21 protein-coding genes are annotated in these 20680 nt (G+C 66.2%); 5 read left to right on the forward strand and 16 right to left on the reverse strand.

Annotated elements, in window-relative coordinates:
• The first annotated feature begins 61 nt into the window (after positions 1–61).
• Entirely contained in the window at positions 62–964 is a 903-nt protein-coding gene (locus CJZ82_RS02810) for a polyphosphate kinase 2 family protein (protein ID WP_094554277.1), read from the forward strand.
• Between the two features lie 28 nt (positions 965–992).
• Here the strand turns inward: CJZ82_RS02810 and CJZ82_RS02815 are convergent, their stop codons facing one another.
• Positions 993–2282 carry an APC family permease gene (locus tag CJZ82_RS02815; protein WP_094554278.1) on the reverse strand — a complete coding sequence of 430 codons (1290 nt, stop codon included), beginning with the start codon at positions 2280–2282 and terminating at the stop codon, positions 993–995.
• Positions 2283–2287: 5 nt separating this feature from the next.
• Entirely contained in the window at positions 2288–3757 is a 1470-nt protein-coding gene (locus tag CJZ82_RS02820; RefSeq protein WP_094554279.1) for an MFS transporter, read from the reverse strand.
• A 250-nt stretch (positions 3758–4007) separates the two neighbouring features.
• On the opposite strand from CJZ82_RS02820, the gene CJZ82_RS17650 reads away from it, so the two are divergent.
• Positions 4008–4247 carry a hypothetical protein gene (locus CJZ82_RS17650; RefSeq protein ID WP_143593519.1) on the forward strand — a complete coding sequence of 80 codons (240 nt, stop codon included), beginning with the start codon at positions 4008–4010 and terminating at the stop codon, positions 4245–4247.
• 19 nt (positions 4248–4266) lie between these two features.
• On the opposite strand, the gene CJZ82_RS02825 is transcribed toward CJZ82_RS17650, so the two are convergent.
• Genes CJZ82_RS02825 through CJZ82_RS02835 form a run of 3 tightly spaced genes read right to left on the reverse strand, consistent with a single transcriptional unit; the run spans position 4267 to position 6584 of the window.
• The gene (locus CJZ82_RS02825; protein WP_094554280.1) at positions 4267–5358 is read right to left on the reverse strand and encodes a helix-turn-helix domain-containing protein; all 1092 of its coding nucleotides are present in this window, start codon (positions 5356–5358) and stop codon (positions 4267–4269) included.
• Position 5359: 1 nt separating this feature from the next.
• Positions 5360–5668, reverse strand: coding sequence for a chaperone modulator CbpM (locus tag CJZ82_RS02830; RefSeq protein WP_094554281.1), 309 nt, complete (start codon positions 5666–5668; stop codon positions 5360–5362).
• On the reverse strand, positions 5661–6584 hold the full coding sequence (locus tag CJZ82_RS02835) for a DnaJ C-terminal domain-containing protein (protein WP_094554282.1): 924 nt from the start codon (positions 6582–6584) through the stop codon (positions 5661–5663). Before CJZ82_RS02835 ends, CJZ82_RS02830 begins: the two co-directional genes overlap by 8 nt.
• Before the next feature lie 132 nt (positions 6585–6716).
• Between CJZ82_RS02835 and CJZ82_RS02840 the strand changes: the two genes are divergently transcribed.
• On the forward strand, positions 6717–7418 hold the full coding sequence (locus CJZ82_RS02840) for a VIT1/CCC1 transporter family protein (protein WP_094554283.1): 702 nt from the start codon (positions 6717–6719) through the stop codon (positions 7416–7418).
• 794 nt (positions 7419–8212) lie between these two features.
• Here CJZ82_RS02840 and CJZ82_RS02850 read toward each other — a convergent pair.
• Positions 8213–9478: an alpha/beta fold hydrolase gene (locus CJZ82_RS02850; protein WP_233129996.1), complete on the reverse strand. Its 1266-nt coding sequence runs from the start codon at positions 9476–9478 to the stop codon at positions 8213–8215.
• A gap of 966 nt (positions 9479–10444) precedes the next feature.
• Complete coding sequence (locus CJZ82_RS02855) at positions 10445–10876, reverse strand: hypothetical protein (protein ID WP_094554285.1); 432 nt, start codon at positions 10874–10876, stop codon at positions 10445–10447.
• A 124-nt stretch (positions 10877–11000) separates the two neighbouring features.
• Here CJZ82_RS02855 and CJZ82_RS02860 point away from each other — a divergent pair, with 124 nt between their 5' ends.
• Complete coding sequence (locus tag CJZ82_RS02860; protein ID WP_094554286.1) at positions 11001–13388, forward strand: phosphoketolase; 2388 nt, start codon at positions 11001–11003, stop codon at positions 13386–13388.
• A 2-nt stretch (positions 13389–13390) separates the two neighbouring features.
• Entirely contained in the window at positions 13391–14497 is a 1107-nt protein-coding gene (locus CJZ82_RS02865) for an acetate/propionate family kinase (protein WP_094554287.1), read from the forward strand.
• Here the strand turns inward: CJZ82_RS02865 and CJZ82_RS02870 are convergent.
• From CJZ82_RS02870 to sppA, 9 genes are all read right to left on the reverse strand, one after another.
• Entirely contained in the window at positions 14442–15923 is a 1482-nt protein-coding gene (locus CJZ82_RS02870; protein ID WP_094554288.1) for an AAA family ATPase, read from the reverse strand. The two genes, CJZ82_RS02865 and CJZ82_RS02870, sit on opposite strands and share 56 nt — an antisense overlap.
• Complete coding sequence (locus CJZ82_RS02875) at positions 15920–16438, reverse strand: DUF177 domain-containing protein (protein ID WP_094554408.1); 519 nt, start codon at positions 16436–16438, stop codon at positions 15920–15922. The genes CJZ82_RS02870 and CJZ82_RS02875 overlap by 4 nt, the downstream gene beginning before the upstream one ends.
• 20 nt (positions 16439–16458) lie before the next feature.
• The gene (gene yidC, locus CJZ82_RS02880) at positions 16459–17595 is read right to left on the reverse strand and encodes a membrane protein insertase YidC (RefSeq protein ID WP_094554289.1); all 1137 of its coding nucleotides are present in this window, start codon (positions 17593–17595) and stop codon (positions 16459–16461) included.
• Positions 17596–17715: 120 nt separating this feature from the next.
• Positions 17716–18144 (reverse strand): PH domain-containing protein, encoded by a 429-nt coding sequence (locus CJZ82_RS02885; RefSeq protein WP_094554290.1) that lies wholly within the window; start codon positions 18142–18144, stop codon positions 17716–17718.
• On the reverse strand, positions 18141–18530 hold the full coding sequence (gene rnpA / locus CJZ82_RS02890; RefSeq protein WP_094554291.1) for a ribonuclease P protein component: 390 nt from the start codon (positions 18528–18530) through the stop codon (positions 18141–18143). The genes CJZ82_RS02885 and rnpA overlap by 4 nt, the downstream gene beginning before the upstream one ends.
• Positions 18531–18555: 25 nt before the next feature.
• Positions 18556–18693, reverse strand: a complete 138-nt coding sequence (gene rpmH / locus CJZ82_RS02895; RefSeq protein WP_006170261.1) for a 50S ribosomal protein L34 — start codon at positions 18691–18693, stop codon at positions 18556–18558.
• A gap of 53 nt (positions 18694–18746) precedes the next feature.
• On the reverse strand, positions 18747–19379 hold the full coding sequence (locus CJZ82_RS02900; RefSeq protein ID WP_094554292.1) for a DUF2808 domain-containing protein: 633 nt from the start codon (positions 19377–19379) through the stop codon (positions 18747–18749).
• A 104-nt stretch (positions 19380–19483) separates the two neighbouring features.
• Complete coding sequence (gene aroH, locus CJZ82_RS02905) at positions 19484–19864, reverse strand: chorismate mutase (protein ID WP_094554410.1); 381 nt, start codon at positions 19862–19864, stop codon at positions 19484–19486.
• Complete coding sequence (gene sppA, locus CJZ82_RS02910; RefSeq protein WP_094554409.1) at positions 19861–20673, reverse strand: signal peptide peptidase SppA; 813 nt, start codon at positions 20671–20673, stop codon at positions 19861–19863. The genes aroH and sppA overlap by 4 nt, the downstream gene beginning before the upstream one ends.
• Between the last annotated feature and the right edge of the window lie 7 nt (positions 20674–20680).

Raw genomic sequence — 20680 nt, forward strand, 5'->3', positions numbered from 1 at the left:
CGGCGCCAAGCACGCTCCAACACCGCTCCGCCACCGCTCCTCCTCCCACCTGGTCCGTCCCATGAACCCGAACGACATCCTCAAGCAGGCCAACCACATCAGCGCCCCGTTCAAGGTGAGTGACGGCAAGGGGTTTCAGCTGAAATCGGTGGATCCCGGCAGCACCCTTCACTTCAGCTCGGGTGACAAGCCGGAGGCGAAAGAGGCGTTGGCGGATGGGGTGACGATGCTCTCAGCCCTGCAGGACAAGCTCTATGCCCAGGACCGCTGGGCCCTGCTGCTTGTGTTTCAGGCGATCGATGCCGCCGGCAAGGACGGCACGATCAAGCACGTGATGAGTGGAGTGAACCCGCAGGGTTGTCAGGTGAGCTCCTTCAAGATGCCCTCCTCGGTCGATCTCAACCACGACTACCTGTGGCGTTGCAACGGCTCCCTGCCGGAGCGTGGCCAGATCGGGATCTTCAACCGCAGCTACTACGAGGAGACCCTGGTGGTGCGAGTGCACCCCGAGCTGCTCGCCAAGGAGACGATTCCGCCGGCGCTGGTGGGCAAAGACATCTGGAAGGAGCGCTTCACGGACATCCGCAACTACGAGGACTATCTCGGCCGCAACGGCGTTGTGGTGCGCAAGTTCTTCCTGCATCTCTCCAAGCAGGAGCAGAAACGGCGCTTCCTGGAGCGGTTGAATACCCCTGAGAAGAACTGGAAGTTCTCCGCCAACGACATCAAGGAGCGCGCCTACTGGGACGACTACATGACGGCCTATGAGGAGATGATCCAGCACACCTCCAGCCCGGGCGCCCCCTGGTATGTGGTGCCGGCCGACAACAAGTGGTTCACCCGGCTGGTGGTGGCGGCTGCGGTGATCGACACGCTCGAATCACTCAACCTGGCCTATCCCGAGCTGAGCGACGCTGCCCACAAGGAGCTGGAGGAGGCCAAGCAGAAGTTGCAGGCGGAGTGAGGGCTGCTGGCGGACGAACAGCCTTGCCTCAGCGGCCGCGACGTAGCACGGTTGTGAGCGCAAAGCTGCCAGCCAGCACTGCCAGAAAGGTGATCCAGGTGGCGGGCGATCCGGTGCGGATCGTGTCGATCAGCAGCGACACGAACAGGGCGGCATTGATCACCACCGCCAGCAGCAGCGGCCAGGCGCGGGCGCCGGTCTTGCCGCGCACGCGCAAGTGGGCGGCGCTGACGGCCCCATAGACGATCAGGAACGCCAAGCTGGTCATCTGCCCGACGGCATCGAGCGGGAAGAACAGAACAAGCAGGATCACTATCCCTGCCGAGACGGGCAGCGAGACGTTGGCGCTGCGCAGGAAGGGTCGGGCCAGGGTGCCCGGCAGCTGGCGGCTGCTGGCCAGGTCGGCGCCGATGTTGGCCGAGGCGAACAGGGTGGCGTTGACCGCCGAGGCTGTGGCCAGGATGGCGGCGGCGGCAATCACGAGAAAGCCGGTGCGGCCCAGCACGGCACCACCGGCGTTGGCGAGCACATGGCCGGCGACCCGCTCGATCTCGGCCAGGGGCAGCAGGGTCACCACCAGGGTGCTCACCAGCAGATACACCACCAGCACAATGGCGAGCGCCATGAACATCGCTTTCGGCAGCTGGGTTTTCGGTGAGCGCATGTCCTGGGCGGCATTGCTCACCACCCCGAAGCCCTGGAAGGTCACATAGAGCAGGGCCGCAGCCGTCACCACGCCGGCGCCGCTGGGCCATGGGGTGGCGGTGAGGCGGGCCGGATCGATGTGGGCACTGCCCAGCAGCAGCAGCAGGGCCAGGATCACCAGCTCGGCGGCGATGATCAGCTTCTGGGAGCGATCCACGAGCTGCGCCCCCACCAGGTTGACCACGGTGAACACCACCACCGCCGCCGCCCCGATCAGCCGCAGGGCGACCGTGGGCAGCTGACCGCCGGCCAGGGCCCCCACGTATTCCGAGAAGCCCGCCCCATAGAGCGAGGTGGCGATCAGATAGGCGACGTACTGAAAGACGTTGAGGGAGGCGCAGAGGTCGGTGTCGCCCAGGGCGGCCAGCAGGAAGTGGGCGCCGCCACCGCGGCTGGGGAAGGCCGTGCCCAGCCGGGCATAGGAATAGACCGAGAAGCAGGCGGCAACACCGGCCAGCAGGAAGGCGAGCGGCAGCAGCACCCCGGAGCTGCGGGCGGCCAGGCCCAGGAGCGTGTAGAGGCCAGCCCCCATCATCCCGCCCACCCCGAGGGCGGTGGCTCCGATCAGGTCGATGCTGGCCGGAGCACTGGGGGAAGCGTTGGAAGAACTCATTGCCTTCAGGTTGGGGTGAGGGTGGTGGCCAGCGAACCGGTGCCCCGGGGCAGGTGGCGGGAGAACAGCACGGTCACGAACCAGGCCAGCAGCGACACCGCCACCATCAGCACCAGCACGGTGGTGATGCCGGCCCGCTCCCGCACGATCGGCAACAGGAAGATGCCCAGGGTGGCGCCCACCTTGCCCGTGGCGGCGGCGAATCCGGCGCCGGTGGCGCGCACGCTGGTGGGGTAGAGATGCGCCGGCAGCAGGAAGGTGGTGGAGTTCGGCCCGGCGTTCATCAGCAGGTTGAAGACGATGAAGCCCAGGAACACCAGGCCGATGCGGTGGGCGTTCGCCTCCGGCAGCAGCGATCCGAAGGCGAGGATCGCCATGCCGGCCGCCATGCCGAGGAAGCCGATGCTCTGCATCCTGATCGGGCCGAAGCGCGGCACCAGCACGATGCCGAGCCCGAAGCCCAGCAGCAGGAAGCTGTCCACCAGAGCGGTGCCCGAAATCGTGCTGAACTCGCTGGCGATCACGGATCGGCCAGCACCTGCAGGCCCCGCCGGGCTTCCCAGCAGCGCCGCCAGGATGATCGGGGTGAACAGCCCCACCCCATAGGTGGCGATGTCCATCAGGAACCAGCTGCCCGCCGTGAGGGCGGTGGTGCGCCGGTAGGCGCCGGTGAACAGCAGCCCCCAACCGCTGGCGGTCGTGGCTGTGGCACCGGAAGCCGTGGCGCCTGGGGCCGCTTCCAGCTGCTCGCCCGCCTGGCGCCCGAGGGCGAGCACGGACTCGCGGGGCTGGTCGCTGAGGCTGGCGATGATCTGGGCGGCCTCCCGGTTGCGGCCCTGCTCCATCAGCCAATGGGGGCTTTCGGGCATGCCGAGCCGGGCCAGCAGCAGCAGCAGGGCGAATGCCGCCCCCGAGCCCAGCAGCCAGCGCCAGGATTGCGGCTCGGGCCAGCGTTGCAAGAGCAGCCAGGCCGTGGCGGCTCCCACCAGTTCACCGACGGCCTGGAAGCTGATCGTGGCGGTGAGCAGGCGGGTGCGCAGGCGGGCGGGCATCAGCTCCGAGACGTAGGCGCTGCTGACCGGAAAATCCATGCCGATGCCGAGGCCCACCAGCAGCTGGAAAGCGATGGCGGAGAGCGGATTCCAGGCCACCGCCAGCAGCAGGAAGGCCACCGCCAGGATCGCCATGTCGAGGCGGTAGACGAAGCGCCGCCCACGGCGATCCCCAAGGTGGCCGCCGAGGATCGCCCCGACCACCGCCCCCAGCACCAGGGCGGCGCCCAGCAGCCCCACCTGCACCGGGTCGGGATCCTCCCGCAGCTTGAACAGCGGCAGGGCGACGCCGGTCATCAAGGTGGCGTAGCCATCCATGAAGGTGCCGCCGATCGAGATCAGAAACAGGCGGAGATGACGGCCCCGGAAGGGTGCCTGGGCGGCCAGTTGCTCCAGCGCCTGCTGCGGAGAGATGTCGGCCATGGGCCTGGGCTGTGACGACTAAATGTAGAGGTTAAGGACAGTCCTACAAACAACTTGGTCGCTCAATCGATCCATAATGTGATCAGTTGACGCCCTTGGATCGTGCGGCGCAAACGGGATTCAGGCGCGCAATTCTGCTCAGTCATTCATCCTCATGCTGGCCAACAGCCTTAACCTTCTCATCATCCTGCAGCTGGTCTGAGCTGTGGTGCCTGACGTCAGAACAACCATCCCAGCCTTGGGCCCAGCCGTGACCGGTGCGTCTAACTCCATCGTTCCGCGAAGCCTCACCCAGCCGGCACCCCTGCGCTGCCATGCCAGCCTGCTGGCCTGTCCGCCACCGCCGGACGCACCAGCCCTGCTGCGCTCCCTGCCAGGGATCCGTTGCGATCAGGCCGATCCCTCGCGCTGTCAGTGGTGCATTCATCCCAGCCGTGAGGCGGACGCACCCATGGACCAACCACCCCGACGGGCGCGATTGTTTTTCTGAACTCTGATCAATCGGTGGATCAGCTGCTGCGCCGCTGGGAAGCTCGCAACAGCTCCGAGGGCGTCTGTCCGAAGCTGATCTGAAAAAGCTTCGCGAAGCTCGATGAACTGATGAAGCCGAAACGGGTGGCGATCGCTCCGACCGTGTCGCCCGGCACCCCCTCCCGCAGACGGCGGCAGACGGCCTGCAGGCGTTGCTGACGTAGCCATTGCATCGGGCCCAGCCCGAAGCGGGAACGGAACATGTACTGCAGCGAGCGACGCGAATAGCCGCTGCGCCGCTCCAGCTGCGAGAGGGTGAGCGGCCGGGTGAGATCGGTCTGGATCCACTCGATCAGCTCATCGAAGATCCTGTCCCGGCCCGTACTGCCCAGCCTGGCCACCACCCGATCGGCTTCGGTCTCGGCGAGAAGTTCCGGACAGAGCAACAGGATCACCAGCCGCTGGAGAGCATCCTCCAGGGCAAGGCTGTGGATACCGGAGCCGCCCAGCAGCGCTGAGCCGTTGTACACGGAGAGCAGGCGGCGCAGATTTAGCAGCAGCTCGGCACGGAGCGAAGTGTCGTTCGCCAGGAGCTGCGGCCGTTGCAGGGTGAGGCGGCAGTGGCGAGCGGCCCCCTCACCACCGGCGATCGCCTGGGCCGTGCGCGCCAGGCTCTGGTGCGGCAGGTTGAGCATCACACCTGCATAGGCGTTCGTGCGGCCGCTGAAGGCTTCGCCCGGCATGTAGATCGCCGTGGCACCGGGCTGCATCAAGCGTTCTCGCCCCTCGATCGTGATCGTGGTGTTCCCGGCATAGGGAAGGGCCAGGGAGGCGAAGGGATGCTCCCCGAGCTCGATCTCCAGGGCGGAGTGGACGGTGCTGCTTATGGTGAGCTCCCCACAGGTGAGGGCGGTTCCGCTCTGTACGAAGCCTGCCGCCTCGCCCAGTTGCGCGAAGTGATTCAGGGGAAGCAGCGCGCTCACGCGCTCCGCGAACGCCTGCGGATCGTTGTCGAGGTTCACCAGATCGTTCTGCAATGGCAGATCCAGCAGCGGGGCACCGGCGAGGCCCAGGCTCCGGCACATGCTGGTGAACAGGGCGGGTTCGGGGGTGAGCAACTGGCTCTCCATCTCAGCGGGGCTGGCTGGCTTCCAGCACCCGCAGGCGATGTTCCAGCTGCTCGATCCGCTCCAGGTAGGTGAGCGCCAGGGCCATGCCGGGGGTGTTGAGGCCGAAGTCGTCGCGCAGGCGGGCGGCGCGGCGGGCCTGGACCACGGTGCGGGAATAGAAGAGGAAGCCCGTGCGGCCGTCGCAGGTTTCGAGCACGCCCAGCTCCACCAGCTCGATCACCTCGGCCTGCACCAGGCCGGTGCTCGCGATCAGATCGTCGAGGTCGATCGCCTCCTCGGGGCTCGACGGATTCAGGGGAAGGTCAGACATGGCTGGGCTCTCCGGTGAGGTGGGCACGGGGATCGAAGCTGGAGCTGGCGGCGAGTTCCTCGAACAGCTGCTTCTCCTTCTCACTGATCACGCTGGGGGTGACGATCTGGAGCACGGCGTAGAGGTCGCCGGCGCCCTCGCCACGCCGGGGCAGACCCTTGCCCGACAGGCGCAGCTTCTGACCGCCGCGGGCGCCGGGTTTCACGGTCAGCTTCAGGCGCCCATCGAGGGTGGGCAGCTCGATCTCGGCGCCGAGCACCGCCTCCCAGGGGGCGAGGGGCACCTGCAGATAAAGATCGTGACCGGCCACCTCGAAGCGGGGATGGCGGGCCAGGCGGATGTCGATGTAGAGATCACCGGGTTTGCCGCCCCCCAGCCCCGGGCCGCCCTTGCCCGGCACGCGCAGGCGCTCACCATCGCTGATGCCCTTGGGTACGCGCACCCGGGCGGTGTGGGGGCGGCGCTGCACCCGGCCGTCATCCCCCAGCTCCTGGACGCTGAACTCCACGCTCACCTCGGTGCCCGTGGCGGCGTCCTCGAGGCTGAGGCTGGTGGCGATCTCGAAATCCTGGCCGCGGCGGGGGGCGCCGCCATGAAAGCCGATGCGCTCAAGCAGTTCGGCCAGGTCGATGTCTTCGCCGGGGGCGCCCTGCCAGAAGCGACTGTCCCATTCGGCGCTGGGCTGGACGCTCTCGCCCGTGCGGTGGCGGCCGAGCTGGTCGTAGGCCTCGCGTTTCTCGGGATCGGAGAGGGTTTCGTTGGCCTCGCTGATCGCCTTGAAGCGCTCCTCGGCGTCAGCCTCCTTGGAGACATCCGGGTGGTAGCGGCGGGCCAGGCGCCGGTAGGCCTTGCGGATCTCCTCGGCCGTGGCGCCGCGCTCCACCTCCAGGGCGGCGTAATAGTCGACGTAGTTCATGGCGCCTGGGCGGGAGTGAGCTGCTGCCCGGCGAGCGGCTGGGCGATCAGGGTCACGACAGGATCCAGGCGGGGCACCCATCCTTGCCCCCCGGCAGGATGGCTGCACAGGTCCGACTGAATCCCGCTCTCCATGCCACGGCAGAACCTCATCAGTGCACTCAGGTCCTCGTTCGAGGCCTCGATCGGGGATGTCGTCTTCGGGATGGAGGACGGAACCGTGTCGATCTTCGGCCTGGTGGCCGGGGTGGCACTCACAGCCAGCTCCGGCAAGAGCGTGCTGATTGCGGGTGCCTCCGGGGCCGTGGCCGCCGCCGTCTCGATGATGGCGGGGGTGTTCCTCGACCTGCAGTCGGAGCAGGACCGGGAGCGGGTGGACAGCCGCCGCCGCCTGAGGGCCGTGGGGGCTGATCCATCGGGCGAGATCACCGCGCTGATGGGACGCCTGGGCCGCACGGGGCTGCAGCCGGCCACCCTGGCGGCGATTGAGAGCGACCTGCAGCAGCGGCCGGCGACGCTGCCGGAACTTGAGCGCCGCGCAGCGGTGCCCTCCGCCTCCAGTCGCCAGCAGCCGTGGGCCCATGCGCTGTGGATGTTGGTTTCGGATCTGTTCGCGGGGCTCACGCCGGTGCTGGCCTTCGCGCTGTTGCCGCTGGAGCAGGCCCGGCCGGTGTCGTTGCTGATGACCCTGGCGCTGCTGGTGCTGCTGGGCTACGGCCGCGCCCGGATCGGTGAGCGAGCGGTGCTTCCCACGGTGCTGACCACGGTGTCGATCGCCGGTTGTGCCGCCCTGGCCGGGGTGGCGATCGGCCTCTGGTTGAACCGAATCGGTTGAAGGGGCCAATGGCGGGCTGAATTGTTGGTGTCCTCAGGTTCAATCCCCCTGATCAAGTCGCATACATCAAGCGGCAACAAGGATGATCAGATTGTTCAGGTCCACCAGGGTGAAAACCTCATTGCTGTTTTAGATTATCCTTCGCAACAAGGGGTTGCGGAACCGAGATCGCTGCTTAATCGCCCGGAATGGATGTTCCAGTTTGACCGTGCTTTGAGCCCTGGCTCATTCGCGCAACCTATCTACCCATAATCAAGGTGTCTTGGATGGGAGCTTCCGCTTTGTAAGTGCATTGCGGTGTCGAATCTCGACAGCTAGAATGCGGCCATTTGATTTGGCGGTGGTGGCATCAGGCCTGTAGATAAGGCCTGTGTTCTTGTCAAAATCAGTATGTAGCTTCATAGCGTAGGCGAACCCTTTTGCGAAGTGCTTGATCTACTGGTTTCCACCCTTGGTCGGTTCATCACGGGATGCCGCTCTCCTCTCTTGTTCTTGAAGAATCTGGCCGTAGCGATCAATGTGGCACCACGATTGCGCTCTGGTGCATCATCACGCCTAGACGCTTCAGGTGGACCTTGACCCTTTGAAAGATCAGCTCGCCGAGGTTGTGTTTCTCCGGCAGCTGCCTGTAGCGGAAGCCTTCTCAGAAGGAGTGGCTCAGGATCGTGGTCTCATCCGGGATGCGGTCGCTGATCAGGTCGATGCCGGCAAACCTGCCCATGGTGGACTCCTTGATCAACACCCATTCATCGATCGCAAGGTTCTGGCCCGGGAGGGCCTGGCCCCGAGAAACTTCAGGGCGTGAAACTCCGGAGCTGACCAGTGACGTCCGCCAGGGCGACGCTGGCATCCCCCCAGCCGTCAGGCGGCAACAACGCGGGGGACTTGGAGCCGGGGGCTACGACGGCCCCAGCTGCAAAGGCCCCGTTCACCCAGGCCAGCAACAGACCCCGCAGGGGACCACCCCCTTCCTCGTAGCGGGCGCCGAGGTTGAAGTGGTCACCGCCCTTGGCCAGCACCAGTCGATAGCCACCGACGCCATTGCGGACCTCAGCGGCCATGGGCCAGATCGCCTCCGGTCCCGGCGGCACCACCCAATCGCGGCTACCGCTCACCACCAGCACCTGGCCGTTCATACCTTGAATCGCCTCTGCATCGAACAGCAGCGACATCGGCGGACTGACCGCCACCACCGCCTTGACCCGGCGATCAGCCAGGGCCGCCTGGTCGGCGGAGTTCAGGAAGCTGCACTGGAGAACCCAGCTCAGGTTGCGGGACGGATCATTGAGATCGCTGCATCGCTTCTTCAGCCGGGCGGAGCTGGGCCGGGCTCCCGCCAGTTGCAGGGCGGTGGTGCCCCCCCAGGACTGGCCCAGCACCACCACCTCATCGGTGCGCAGGCCCGGTGCGAGAGCCAGTTGGCCGGCTGCGGCCGCATCTATCAAGGCCGACACGTCGAGGGGCCGCAGGCGCAGTTCAGCGGGACCCGGCGGCGGCACCTTGCCGGAGAGCATCTCCTGCTGCTGTCTCTGGTCGCTGCCGGGGTGATAGGGCAGCAGCACGGTGTAGCCGTAGCTGGCCAGGTGACTGGCCCAGCCCTCGAAGCTGGCGGGGCTATCCCAGAGGCCATGGGAGATCACCACCAGTCGGCCGTTGCTCCCCTGGGTGGGACTGATCACCACCAGTCGCAGGAGGTCCGGCCGGTAGGGCACCGGGATGGTGGTTTCGCCGCGCTGCACCTTGAGGGGGCCAGCCTGGCTGAGCGACGGGCTCACTGTGGCCGCCGACTGGGCCGCCAGCAGTCGATCGGCTGGCTGAAGCTGGCGGGCGAGGCGCTGGACGGCGGACAGGGCCCGATCCAGATCCACCGAGGCCGTCTTGCCTGGAAGCGCCTGGAGCACGGTCAGCATGGTGAGCGGACCCTTGGCGGCGGAGGTGTCGAGCGCCCGCGAGATCTCTTTGCCACCGAGGCTGGAGGGCAGGCCATCGATGCCCCCGAGCGAGGAGACCAATAGCAGGGCCTGGGTGAGCAGGGGGGAGCCCACAGCCTGGTTGACCACCGCCTTGGTCTGCAGCGGCAGGGGGGGCGTTGAACAGCTCGACCAGCTTGCGTCCGACGGCCCCGTTGGTGGCCCGGTCAAGCTCAGCCAGATCGCTGTTGCCCGCAAACAGCTTGCTGGTGCTGGTCAGTTCCTTGAGCTGGATATAGAGGCTCGTCTGCAGGATCGGTAGCCGCAGATCGATCTCCTGCAAGGCGGCCGCCGGCTGGGCGGCGGCGGTGAGCACGGCCCCCGACGCCAGCGAGAGGGCCAAGGCGCGGCAAAGGAACGGGAGCGGCGACATGGGGAGCGAGAAGCGAAAGCGGCCCCGGGGGGATGCTGGGCAATCATCGGCCGGAGTTGAAGCACCAGTGTGTCTGCTGGGCGATCCCGCGCCTACAGGGCATTCCTGAAAACCCCAACCTTGCCAGCCTCGCTAATTCCACCTCATGTGAGCAAGTCCCAAAATGAGGACAAATCTGAATGGTGAGCACGGCTGGATAGCCAATGGCGCCAAACGACGTGGTACCACTCCGATGGTCCGAGCAGTCTATAACTCAGGGCAGTTGATACTAGAGGAGCTCTATATCCTAACCAAGATGGGGCGAGATGGACTCAAATCGTCGAACATCGACGGTATCAGGAGGTTGTGGACGGCAGTCGTCGCGTCCGCGTTTATGGCGACATAAGGCTTGCATGGAAGATCAGCATGCTCAAGTAAGGCGACGTGGGAGTGCTCGAGTTCGCCGAGGGGGTCTGAAGTTTGCCGTCTGCCCCTAAACCCATAGCGATAACTACTGGAAGAACTAACCAACGCCAACCGCATGATCGTGGAAATGCAAGGCAGCAATGGCTTCCCAACTCCCAGAATTCCTGTGGAGATGGTTGGCAACGCTCCGAACTGGTTCCGCGCCACCTCACTGAAAAGCCCGCCCGGAGTTCCGAGCGGGCTATTCAATCCATGGTGCTTAACGAAATCTGTGCCTGTCAGAGCACCTGGCCCACCATCACCGCTGCCACGGCGGAGAAGAGGGTGATGCCGAGGGCGGTGAGGGGATTCTGTCCCTGGGCCACGGCGAAGCTGGTGACGACACCAGCCCCAAGGCAGGCGACGACGATCTGGGTGGCGGTTGAGGGACGATCCACAGGACAGGGTTCAACTGAGGAGCAACGTAGGGAACCTTCTTGAAGCCACCAGCGGGGATCGGGGGTTTCGTTACCGGCGGTTGGGCTTCGTAACAGGCCGAAATCGTCCGGGCGCCGCTGGCTCAACCAGGTTCGCTGACGAATGGTGGCGGTCTGGGGGGGTGTGGAGGGCATCCCAACGCCAGGCTGGATGTGATCGAGGCGGTAGTCAATGAAGCCCGTGCCCTGGTCGCGGGGCGGCGTCTGCTCAGCTTCGAGTGGTAATGAGACCAACCCTGGGCCAGGCCAAGGCCTGCCGTCGCTGTGCTGACTCACTGCTGTCAGGGTCGATACACCTCGCGTTGGCAAAGCCCAAGGCTCATGTGAGCCTGCACTGAACAGGCGATGGGCATCAGGCATGGCTATGGATCACGAGCAGGAACTCCAGCTTCTCGATGCCTGGTGGCGTGCCGCCAACTACCTGGCGGTGGGGATGATCTATCTACGGGAGAATCCCCTCCTGGCCGAGCCGCTCCGGCCTGAGCACATCAAGGCCCGTCTGCTGGGGCACTGGGGATCAAGCCCTGGCCAGGCGTTCATCTGGGCCCATGCCAACCGGGTGATCCGCCACCACGATCTGGAGATGATCTACCTGTCGGGGCCAGGGCATGGAGCCCCCGGCGTGATGGGCCCCACCTACCTCGACGGCAGCTACAGCGAGGTCTATCCCGACAAGTCGCAGGATGCGGGCGGGATGCAGCGCTTTTTCAAGCAGTTCTCGTTCCCAGGCCACATCGGCTCCCACTGCACCCCCGAAACCCCCGGTTCGATCCATGAGGGCGGTGAGCTCGGTTACGTGCTCTCCCATGCCTGCGGTGCCGTTTTCGACAACCCTGATCTGATCGCCCTGGCCTGCGTGGGGGATGGCGAGGCCGAGACCGGTCCCCTTGCCACCTCCTGGCACATCAACAAATTCCTCAACCCGATCACTGACGGGGCGGTGTTGCCAGTGCTGCACCTCAACGGCTACAAGATCGCCAACCCCACCCTGCTGGCCCGCATTCCCAGGGAGGAGCTGGTGAGCCTGATGCGGGGCTACGGCTGGGATCCGATCCTGGTGGAGGGGAGTGAGCCGGCGGAGATGCACCACGCCATGGCCGCCGCCATGGACCAGGCCATCGCCACCATCCAGCGGGTGCGCCAGGACTGTCGCCAGAGCGGAGAGGCCGTGCGGCCTGCCTGGCCGATGATCGTGCTGCGCTCCCCCAAGGGTTGGACCGGCCCCCGCGAGCTCAACGGCAAGAAGCTGGAAGATTTCTGGCGCTCCCACCAGGTGCCCCTGCCGGCACCGAACAAGGATCCCCAGCAACTGACCATGCTCCAGGACTGGCTGCGCAGCTACCGCCCCGAGGAGCTGTTTGATGCCAACGGCACCCTCAGGCCCGAGCTGCAGGCCCTCTCACCGACGGGCGCGCGGCGGATGGGCTCCAGCCCCCATGCCAATGGCGGCCGTTTGCGCCGCAGTCTTCGGCTCGCACCGATCGAGGACCATGCCGTGCACATCGAACGGCCAGGCCAGAGTGAGCACGAGAACACGGCACCACTGGGAGCCCTGCTGCGCGACACCATCGTGCGCAACCCCGACTCCCTGCGGGTGTTCGGCCCCGATGAAACCGCCTCCAACCGGCTGCAGGCCATTTATGAGGTCAGCAAGAAGGTCTGGATGGAGGAGTTCCTCCCCGAAGACCTCAATGGCAGTGAACTGGCCCGCGAGGGACGGGTGGTGGAGATGCTCTCAGAGCACACCCTGGTCGGAATGATGGAGGGCTATCTGCTCACCGGCCGCTACGGCTTTTTCCACACCTACGAGGCCTTCGCCCACGTGATCGCCTCGATGTTCAACCAGCACGCCAAATGGCTGGAATCCTGCAAGCTCCATGCCACCTGGCGTGCGCCGATCGCGCCCTGGAATTGCCTGATCTCCTCCACCGTCTGGCGCCAGGATCACAACGGCTTCACCCACCAGGACCCGGGCTTCATCGACCTTGCCGGCAACAAGAGTGGCGATGTGGTGCGCGTCTACCTGCCGGCCGATGCCAACTGCCTGCTGGCGGTGGCGGAGGAGGCTCTCGTGGAAACGAACGTCTGCAACATCATCGTTTCCGACAAGCAGAAGCATCTCCAGTACCTCACCCTTGAGGAGGCCCGCAGTCACGTGGCCAAGGGTATCGGTCTCTGGGGCTGGGCCAGCAACGATGACCAGGGGGATGAACCCGATGAACCCGATGTGGTGATGGCCTGCGCCGGCGACATCCCCACCAAGGAAGTGCTGGCGGCGGTGGAGATCCTCCACCGTGAGGTTCCCAAGCTGCGGATCCGGGTGATCAATGTGGTGAAGCTGTTCGCCCTGACCCAGCCGAGCGAGCACCCCCATGGCCTCTCGGATCGGGATTTCGACAGCCTGTTCACCACCGACAAACCGGTGATCTTCAACTTCCACGGCTACCCGTGGCTGATTCACCGGCTCACCTACCGCCGCACCAACCACCCCAACATTCATGTGCGGGGCTACAAGGAGAAGGGCAACATCAACACGCCGCTGGAGCTGGCGATGAACAACCAGATCGACCGCTTCAACCTGGTGATCGATGTGATCGACCGGGTGCCAGGCCTCGGCTCCCGCGCCGCCCACGTCAAGGAGCGGATGAAGGAAGAGATCCTCGGCCACCGCCGCTATGCCCACACCCACGGCATGGATTCTCCCGATGTGACCGGCTGGCGCTGGTCCTTGCCAAGCCCGCACTAGGGATGAACGCCCGGGAATCGGTGCTGGTGCTGAACGCGGGCAGCTCCAGTCTCAAGGCGGGGCTGTTCGCGGCGGATGGCCGCTGCCAATGGCGCGAGCAACGCAGCTGGCAGCCGGCCTCCGGCACCATGGAGGAGGTCCTCGACGGCTGGCTGCCAGCCGCCCTGGAGTCCTGGAATGGGGAACCGCTGTTGGCGGCCCACCGGGTGGTCCATGGCGGTGAGCGCTTCACCGCCCCCACCCTCTTGAGCTCCCCGGTGCTGGACGCTCTGGAGGCCATGATCGCCCTGGCACCGCTGCATAACAGACCTGCCCTGGCCGTGATGCGCTGGCTGAGCTGCTGGAATCCCCAGTTGCCCCAGTGGGCCTGCTTTGACACGGCCTTCCACAGCACCCTGCCGCCGGAGGCCCGCACCTATGCCCTGCCGGCGGCCTGGCGGGAGCTGGGCCTGCGCCGTTTCGGTTTTCACGGCCTCAACCATCAGCACGTGAGTGAAACCGTCAGTCGTCGCTGGTCTGACAAGCACCAGCCCCCTACTCGGCCGCTACGGCTGATCAGTTGCCACCTCGGTGCCGGCTGCTCGCTCTGCGCCATCCGGGATGGGCGCAGTGTGGCCACCACCATGGGTTACACGCCCCTGGATGGTCTGGTGATGGCAACCCGCAGCGGCTCGATCGACCCCGGTCTGCTGCTGCATTTGCTGCGGCAAGGGCTGACGCCCGAGCAACTGGAGCAGGGGCTGCAGGGGGCGAGTGGCCTGCTGGGGCTCTCCGGTGGCCTCAGCTCCGATATGCGCCAGCTGCGCCAGGCCGCCAGCGACGGTCACGACGGCGCCAGCCTCGCCCTTGCCGTGTTTCGCCACAGCCTGCTGGAGGGCATCGGGGCGATGGCGGCAAACCTGGGTGGTGTGGATGTGATCGCCCTCAGCGGCGGTATCGGTGAGCATGATCACGCCCTGCTGGCGGATCTTGAGTTGTCCCTGGGCTGGCTCGGGCCCATTGAGCTGGTGCGGGTCCCCGCCGATGAGGAGGGCCTGATCGCACGCGAGTGCCTCAGCGCAGCAGGCGGGATGCAGGTCGGGCCCGGCCGCTGCTGGCCCACTGCTTGAGCGCATCGAGCTGTTCGCGGGCCGTGCGCGAGAGGGGAACCAGGTCACTGGCGGCGGCGATCAGATCCGCCTCGCCGAATTCGCGGTGCACCGCAAAGGCCAGGTGCATCGCCTCCACCACCGTCTGCTCCAGTTCGGCACCGGAGAATCCCGCGGTGCGGTCCACCAGCACCTCAAGGGGAATGCGGTGCTCGGGGCGGCGGCGGCGCAGCTGCAGGTCGAGAATCGTGCGCCTTTCGGCGGCATCGGGCAGATCCAGCAGGAAGATCTCATCGAAGCGCCCCTTGCGCATCAGCTCCGGCGGCAGGCTCTCCACCCCGTTGGCGGTGGCCACGACGAACACCGCCGAGCGCTTCTCCGCCATCCAGGTGAGCAGGCTGGCCAGCACCCGCTGGCTGGTGCCGCCATCGCTGCGGCTGTCACCGCCGAATCCCTTGTCGATTTCGTCGATCCAGAGCACGCACGGTGCCATGGCTTCGGCGCGGCGAATCATGTCGCGGGTACGGGCTTCGCTGGCGCCCACCAGGCCGGCGAACAGCCGCCCCACATCCAGGCGCAGCAGCGGCATGGCCCAGCTGTGGGCGATCGCCTTGGCGGTGAGTGACTTACCGGTTCCCTGGGGACCCACCAGCAACACTCCCCGTGGCAGGGGCAGGCCATAGGCGGCGGCCTCATCGCTGAAGGCCAGTCGCCGCTGCTCCAGCCAGTGCTTCAGCGCCTCCAGCCCGCCGATGTCGGCGGGGCTGGCCTCTGTGGGGCAATACTCCAGCAGCTCGCTGCGGGCGATTGCCTGGCGCTTCTCCTCCAGCACCTCTGCCAGATCGGGCTCCCCCAGCTGGCCGCGCCGAGCCAGGGCCCGCGCCGCCACCTGACGGATGCGCTGTTCGCTCAGGCCGCTGCAGCAGTGGGTGAGCTGCTCGAGCACACCGGGGCTCAGGGGGTGGCCGCAGGCCTGAGCGATGCTCTCCAGCAGAGAGCTGATCTCACCGGCATCGGGCAGGGGCAGGTCGAGGATCGTGAGGCACTCTTCCAGTTCCCGCGGCACCTGCCATTCCGGGGCGGTGATCACCAGGGTGCGCGGTTTCTGGCGCAGGCTGGTGGCCAGGTTGCGCAGCCGGCGGCCGATGCCGGGGTCGTCGCAATAGCGGTGGAAATCGAGCAGCAGCAGGATCGCCGCCTGATCCGGGGGCAGGCTCTCGATCGCCTCCAGGGCTCCCATTGGATTGCGGGTGGCCTCACCCTCGCGGTTCGGCAGCCCCTGGAGCCCCTCGACGAAATCCCAGCGCAGCAAGGTGCGCTGGCCCAGGCGCTGGGCGGCGCGCTGGAGCAGAGCAGCGATGCGCTCCTCCTCGGGGCTGCGAATCCAGAGGATCGGCGCGCGGGCACGGATCAGCAGATCAAGCTGGTCGGCCCACTCCTCGCTCATCGCCAATGGCGCAGGGCCGACCAGCGGGGATCGATGGGGTCTCCCCCGCCGGTCGTGGAGGAGGCTTCCTGTCTGGCCTCAGGTTGCTCTGGCAGGTCCGGTCCGGGGCAGCCCGGGCCGCAGTCGTTCCGCAAGGGCAGCTGAAGGCTGAGTTGCTCAAACAGCCACCGGGCCGGATCGAAGCTGCCGCGGGGATCGAGAGCCTCGATCAGCTCGCTTGCGTCGAGGTCATCGCCGAGTTGATCGGCATCTCCGAGCCAGAGTCGCTCCTCCCCCCGGAAGTGCAGGGTGTGGTTGTAGGTGCTCAGGCAGCGGTCGCAGCAGAGGGTGACGATGGTTTCGGCTTCCCCCTCCACTTCCAGCACGGGCTCGCCGTGGCGGACGCTCAACCAGCCCCGCACCGGCGTGAGGCTCTCGAGATCCTCCAGCTGCTGGTCGACAGCCCACAAGCGTGGTTCCTGCAGCAGGCGTAGCTCCTGCAGGGGCATGGGCCGCAGCAGGGATGGTTCAGGCAACGGCGAGGGACGCCGCGTCATCACTTCTTGCCTTTGGGCTCAAAGGGCAGCCGCTCAGACCCACCAGCGGTGGCCGCCACCGCCACTGTCTGCTGGGCGAGCTGTTGATTGAGGATGTCCTGGAGGTTCTCAGGCAGGGCCTCCCGGCTGAGCAGGAAGGTCTGCAGGGCCTGGAAGATGTTGGCAACCACCATGTAAAGCAGCACCCCAGCAGGCAGCGGGAAGAAAAGGAACATGCCGGTGATCATCACCGGCGTGATCTTGTTGGCCGTCGATTGCTGAGGGTTAGGCGGCATCCCAGATCCAGAGAGGATCTGGGAAATGAACAGGCTGGCTCCGAAGGCCCCCACCAGGATGGCGATGTCCCAGTTGATCGCACCATCGGTGTAAAAGCCCACCTGACCGAGGGCCTTGATGAACAGGAATCCACTGCGGGCCGCCAGGCCGGGCACCGATGCTTCCACCGTTGCATCACCAGGGGCGATCGCCTCGATCAAACCTGACTCGCTCACTCGCACCACGCCCTCGCCTTTGCTCACACGCCAGGACGGCGTGTACTTCGAGCCGTTCTCCACGCCCTCGAGCACGCTGCTGAAGGGTTGCCCGTCCTTGGTGTGCAGGTTCACCTGGGCTGAGTCGCCGATGCCCAGCTTGGTGCCGCCCTCCAGGCTGGCAACGACTGGCACGTGACTGGTTTCGGTGATGAAGATCGAGTGACTGGCACTGTTGAACGGCTTGATCTCCACCGCAGCGATCTGATCGGCCGGTAACACCTTGAGATTGAGGGTGTAGGGCACATCGGCGAAGGGTGAGCCGCGCAGGGTGGCGAACAGAGCGAACAGGATCGGCATCTGGACCAGCAGGGGCAGACAGCCGGCCAGGGGGCTGCCGAACTCCTTCATCAGCTTGCCCAGTTCCTCCTGTTGTTTCTGGGGATTGCTGGCGTACCGGCTCTTGATCTCAGCCTGACGCTTCTGCATCACGGGCTGAGCGATGCGCATGCGCCGTGCACTACGGATCGAGCCTGCGCTCAGGGGGAAGAGGGCGAGCCGGATCACCACGGTGAGGGCGATGATCGCCAGCCCGTAACTCGGCACCAGCCCATAGAAAAAATCGAGGATGGGCAGAAGCAGGTTGTCGGAGATGTAGCCGATCACAGCGGGGAGGCGGCAGAAGGGTGAGGGTTTGAACCAGTGTGCCCGAGCAGCTGATCGGAGTGACGCCGATGCGGGCAAATCCCGTCCGGAGGCCTCGAACTGGCGGCCTGGGCCTGGGGGTCAGGCACTGGCCGGCTGGGAGTCAGCGAATCCTTTGTTTTCGGTTGGGGCCTTGGCGCCGCCACGGCGGGCCATCTGCTCGAGGATGTAGGCCTCGGTTTCACGGAAGCGGGGCATGGAGCGCATCTCGAGCTTGGCCCCGTCGCTGAGTACCAGCACCATGTCGCCCCAGGCGCCGAAGCCCCGGGGCACCGAGCGCACCTCCCGCACCTGGCTGTAGACCACCTGGGTCCGGTCACGGCCAAGCCAGCCACCGCTGACCGAAATCCGCCTGCTGGTGATGCGGAAGCGCAGCCAGAGGGCCCGCACGATCGCGCCGACCGCGAAGGGGATGCCGATCAGGGTGAGACCGAAGAGCAGGTTGAACAGCAGATCCCCCCGAGCCGGTCCCCCTTCGTAGAACGTGGTCTCGGTCACCTCGATGGTCATCGACTCAGGCCTGCCTTGCGGAACAGCTCCGAACATTCTCCCAGCAAGGCCTCAGGACTGGCCTCAACGGAGCCTGGCTTGAGGCTGAGCAGCAGCCACAGGCCGTTGGGGTCAGCGGGCAATTGGCCGCAGCGCTCGTTCAGCCAGCCGTGCAGCAGGCGTCTGAGCCGGTTGCGCCTTACTGACCGCTTGCTCACTTTGGTACTCACCACGACGGCGCAGCGGCAGCCCTGGAGCGGCACCTGGCCGAGGGGAGCACGCAACAGGGAGGGCTCACCGACCACGGAGCGAAGCACCAGGTAGGTGCCGTGAAAACGGCGGCCCTTGCGATAGAGGTGGTCAAAGGCTTTCTCGCCCCGCAGGCGCAGATCCCTGGGAAGGGCCATGGGGCGGGGAATCTCCCTTCAGGCCTCAGACGGCCAGGCGAGCACGGCCGCGGCGACGGCGGGTGCGGATCACGCGCCGGCCGGTGTGGGAACGCATCCGTACGCGGAATCCCGACACCCGCTTGCGCTTACGACTTGTTCCTTCCAGGGTTCGCTTGGTCATGGTGCGTCTCGGCGTCTGGCCTGGTCTCGATCGATCAACTTAACAGCCAGGGGTCAATCGATCCCCGGATCGATCTGGATCAGCCAGCTGCCCAGGTAGCCGCCGAAGGGCACATCGCCAGGTGCCTGGGCCAGAGCATTGAACTGGTACATGCCGATGTTGAACGGATTGAAGATCGACATGAACACGCCGATGGTGCCATCAACGGGCACGGGCCGCTCCGGAAAGATCTCGATTGACTTGCCGTTGGCATTCACTTCAATGACGGCAGGAATCGTTTCCTTGCAGCGGGTGCGGGAGAGCATCCCGCCTTCCTTCATCACGCAGAGCTTGATGTCTTTGGGATCGATTTTTGCGTCGAAGTTATCGGGAACTGAAATGGTGAGCTTGAGCATGGCCGTCTTGCGATCCTTTGGCCTCAGGATCAGGTAGTAATCCGATCGCTTCAGCCGTGAGGTGTCGGTCATGAAGAAATAGAGCCGCCGGTAGTCTTTGTTGTTGTCCCAGCGGAACTCCAGCAGCCCGGGCGTGCCCTGGGCCAGGCTGGCCACCGGAGCGATTCCGGCGCCAGCACCGGCCATCAAGGCCCCCAGGCCCATGCCCGCGGCAGCCATTAGCAGGCCGGTGCGTCTGGGCAGGGAGGCCGTCATTCGGCGCAGCCGTTGTTGCAGGGTCGGAAGGGTCATGGAGAGTGGATCAGGGGTGGCCGGCGCAAGCGGGCCCGGGTGTTGTCTGGATTGTCGGCCGGCGCCATCGGGGCCAGCCCCTCGTGGGGGCAGCGGCACAGCTGTCAGTTGTGACCGGATCTGTCCGGCCGCAGCCGGGCCGCCTCCCTCAGATAGGGGTGCAGGGGCTGCCTGCCTGGCTCCATCCAGGCGTGTGCCAGCAGGCGGATGCAGCGGGGCAGGTCGCCGGCCACGGCCATCTGCTGACAGTCGAGCAGCGCCACTCCGTCCCAGCCGGGCTGCCGCCGGGCGATGGCCGCTGGGAACCCGGCGTCGAGATCGGCGGTCACTGAAAAGGTCACCGACAACACCCACGCTCCACTGAGGCCGTTGCCGTCGATCAGGCTGGCGAGCAGTTCGCTCACCGCCTCCTCGATGGCGGCCGTGGTGTTGGCTGTGGCGGTGGTGGCGCCCCTCAGCGCCCGCAACTCCCTGTCCTCGTTCATGGCCGCCAGAGCCACAGCGGTTGGCCGCACCAGGCCAGCTCCAGGCTGAGGGCCTGCTGCAGACCTCCCAGCAGGTTGCGGCCGGGGATCAGGCCCGCCAGCCGCTTCTGGGGTTTGCCGAACATCACCGGCTGGGTCTTCTCCTCATCCAGACCGGCCAGGCGAGCGGCCAGCCGCCGGGCGTGTTCCTCGTCGCCGAGTTCGTCGATCAGCCCGAGTGCCAAGGCCTGGGCACCGCTGAACACCCGTCCGTCGGCGAAGCCGCGCACCTCGCTGTCGCTCAGTCCTCGGCCCTGGGCCACCGCCTCGACGAACTGGCCGTAGCTGGAGTCGATCAGACCCTGCAGCAGCTCCCGTTCGTCGGCGGTCAGGGCCCGGTCAGGCGAGAGGATGTCCTTGTAGAGGCCGCTCTTGACGGTCTCGAAGCTGATGCCGATGCGCTCAAGCAGCTTTGAAATGTTGTTGCCGCGCAGGATCACGCCGATCGAACCCGTGATCGTGCCCGGGTTGGCCACGATCTTTTCGGCGGCCACCCCCACATACACGCCTCCGGAGGCGGAGATATTCCCGAAGCTGGCCACCACGCGGCAGCCCTTGCTGCGCAGGCGACCGATGGCCGCATGGATCTCCTGGCTGTCGCCCACGGTGCCGCCGGGGCTGTCGATGCGGAGCAGCAGCGCCGGGAATTCCCTGTCCTCCACTTGCCGGAGGGCTTTGACCACCCGCTCCCGGGTCGGGCCGGCGATTGCCCCCTCGATCACGATCCTCGCCATGCTCTTGCGGGACTTGCGGCGCCAGGGCCAGGGCATGCGATGC

This window comes from Synechococcus sp. 1G10, assembly GCF_002252625.1.
In the GTDB taxonomy this organism is placed as follows: Bacteria; Cyanobacteriota; Cyanobacteriia; order PCC-6307; family Cyanobiaceae; genus Regnicoccus_A.

Excerpts from the sequence above, each read along its gene's own strand:
- CJZ82_RS02820 (WP_094554279.1), bottom strand. The coding sequence starts at position 3,757 with ATGGCCGACATCTCTCCGCAGCAGGCGCTGGAGCAACTGGCCGCCCAG.
- rpmH (WP_006170261.1), bottom strand. The coding sequence starts at position 18,693 with ATGACCAAGCGAACCCTGGAAGGAACAAGTCGTAAGCGCAAGCGGGTG.
- CJZ82_RS02835 (WP_094554282.1), bottom strand. The coding sequence starts at position 6,584 with ATGAACTACGTCGACTATTACGCCGCCCTGGAGGTGGAGCGCGGCGCC.
- aroH (WP_094554410.1), bottom strand. The coding sequence starts at position 19,864 with ATGAACGAGGACAGGGAGTTGCGGGCGCTGAGGGGCGCCACCACCGCC.
- rnpA (WP_094554291.1), bottom strand. The coding sequence starts at position 18,530 with ATGGCCCTTCCCAGGGATCTGCGCCTGCGGGGCGAGAAAGCCTTTGAC.
- CJZ82_RS02860 (WP_094554286.1), top strand. The coding sequence starts at position 11,001 with ATGGCTATGGATCACGAGCAGGAACTCCAGCTTCTCGATGCCTGGTGG.
- CJZ82_RS02870 (WP_094554288.1), bottom strand. The coding sequence starts at position 15,923 with ATGAGCGAGGAGTGGGCCGACCAGCTTGATCTGCTGATCCGTGCCCGC.
- sppA (WP_094554409.1), bottom strand. The coding sequence starts at position 20,673 with ATGCCCTGGCCCTGGCGCCGCAAGTCCCGCAAGAGCATGGCGAGGATC.
- CJZ82_RS02865 (WP_094554287.1), top strand. The coding sequence starts at position 13,391 with ATGAACGCCCGGGAATCGGTGCTGGTGCTGAACGCGGGCAGCTCCAGT.
- CJZ82_RS02900 (WP_094554292.1), bottom strand. The coding sequence starts at position 19,379 with ATGACCCTTCCGACCCTGCAACAACGGCTGCGCCGAATGACGGCCTCC.
- CJZ82_RS02815 (WP_094554278.1), bottom strand. The coding sequence starts at position 2,282 with ATGAGTTCTTCCAACGCTTCCCCCAGTGCTCCGGCCAGCATCGACCTG.
- CJZ82_RS02840 (WP_094554283.1), top strand. The coding sequence starts at position 6,717 with ATGCCACGGCAGAACCTCATCAGTGCACTCAGGTCCTCGTTCGAGGCC.
- CJZ82_RS02885 (WP_094554290.1), bottom strand. The coding sequence starts at position 18,144 with ATGACCATCGAGGTGACCGAGACCACGTTCTACGAAGGGGGACCGGCT.
- CJZ82_RS02810 (WP_094554277.1), top strand. The coding sequence starts at position 62 with ATGAACCCGAACGACATCCTCAAGCAGGCCAACCACATCAGCGCCCCG.
- CJZ82_RS02825 (WP_094554280.1), bottom strand. The coding sequence starts at position 5,358 with ATGGAGAGCCAGTTGCTCACCCCCGAACCCGCCCTGTTCACCAGCATG.
- CJZ82_RS02830 (WP_094554281.1), bottom strand. The coding sequence starts at position 5,668 with ATGTCTGACCTTCCCCTGAATCCGTCGAGCCCCGAGGAGGCGATCGAC.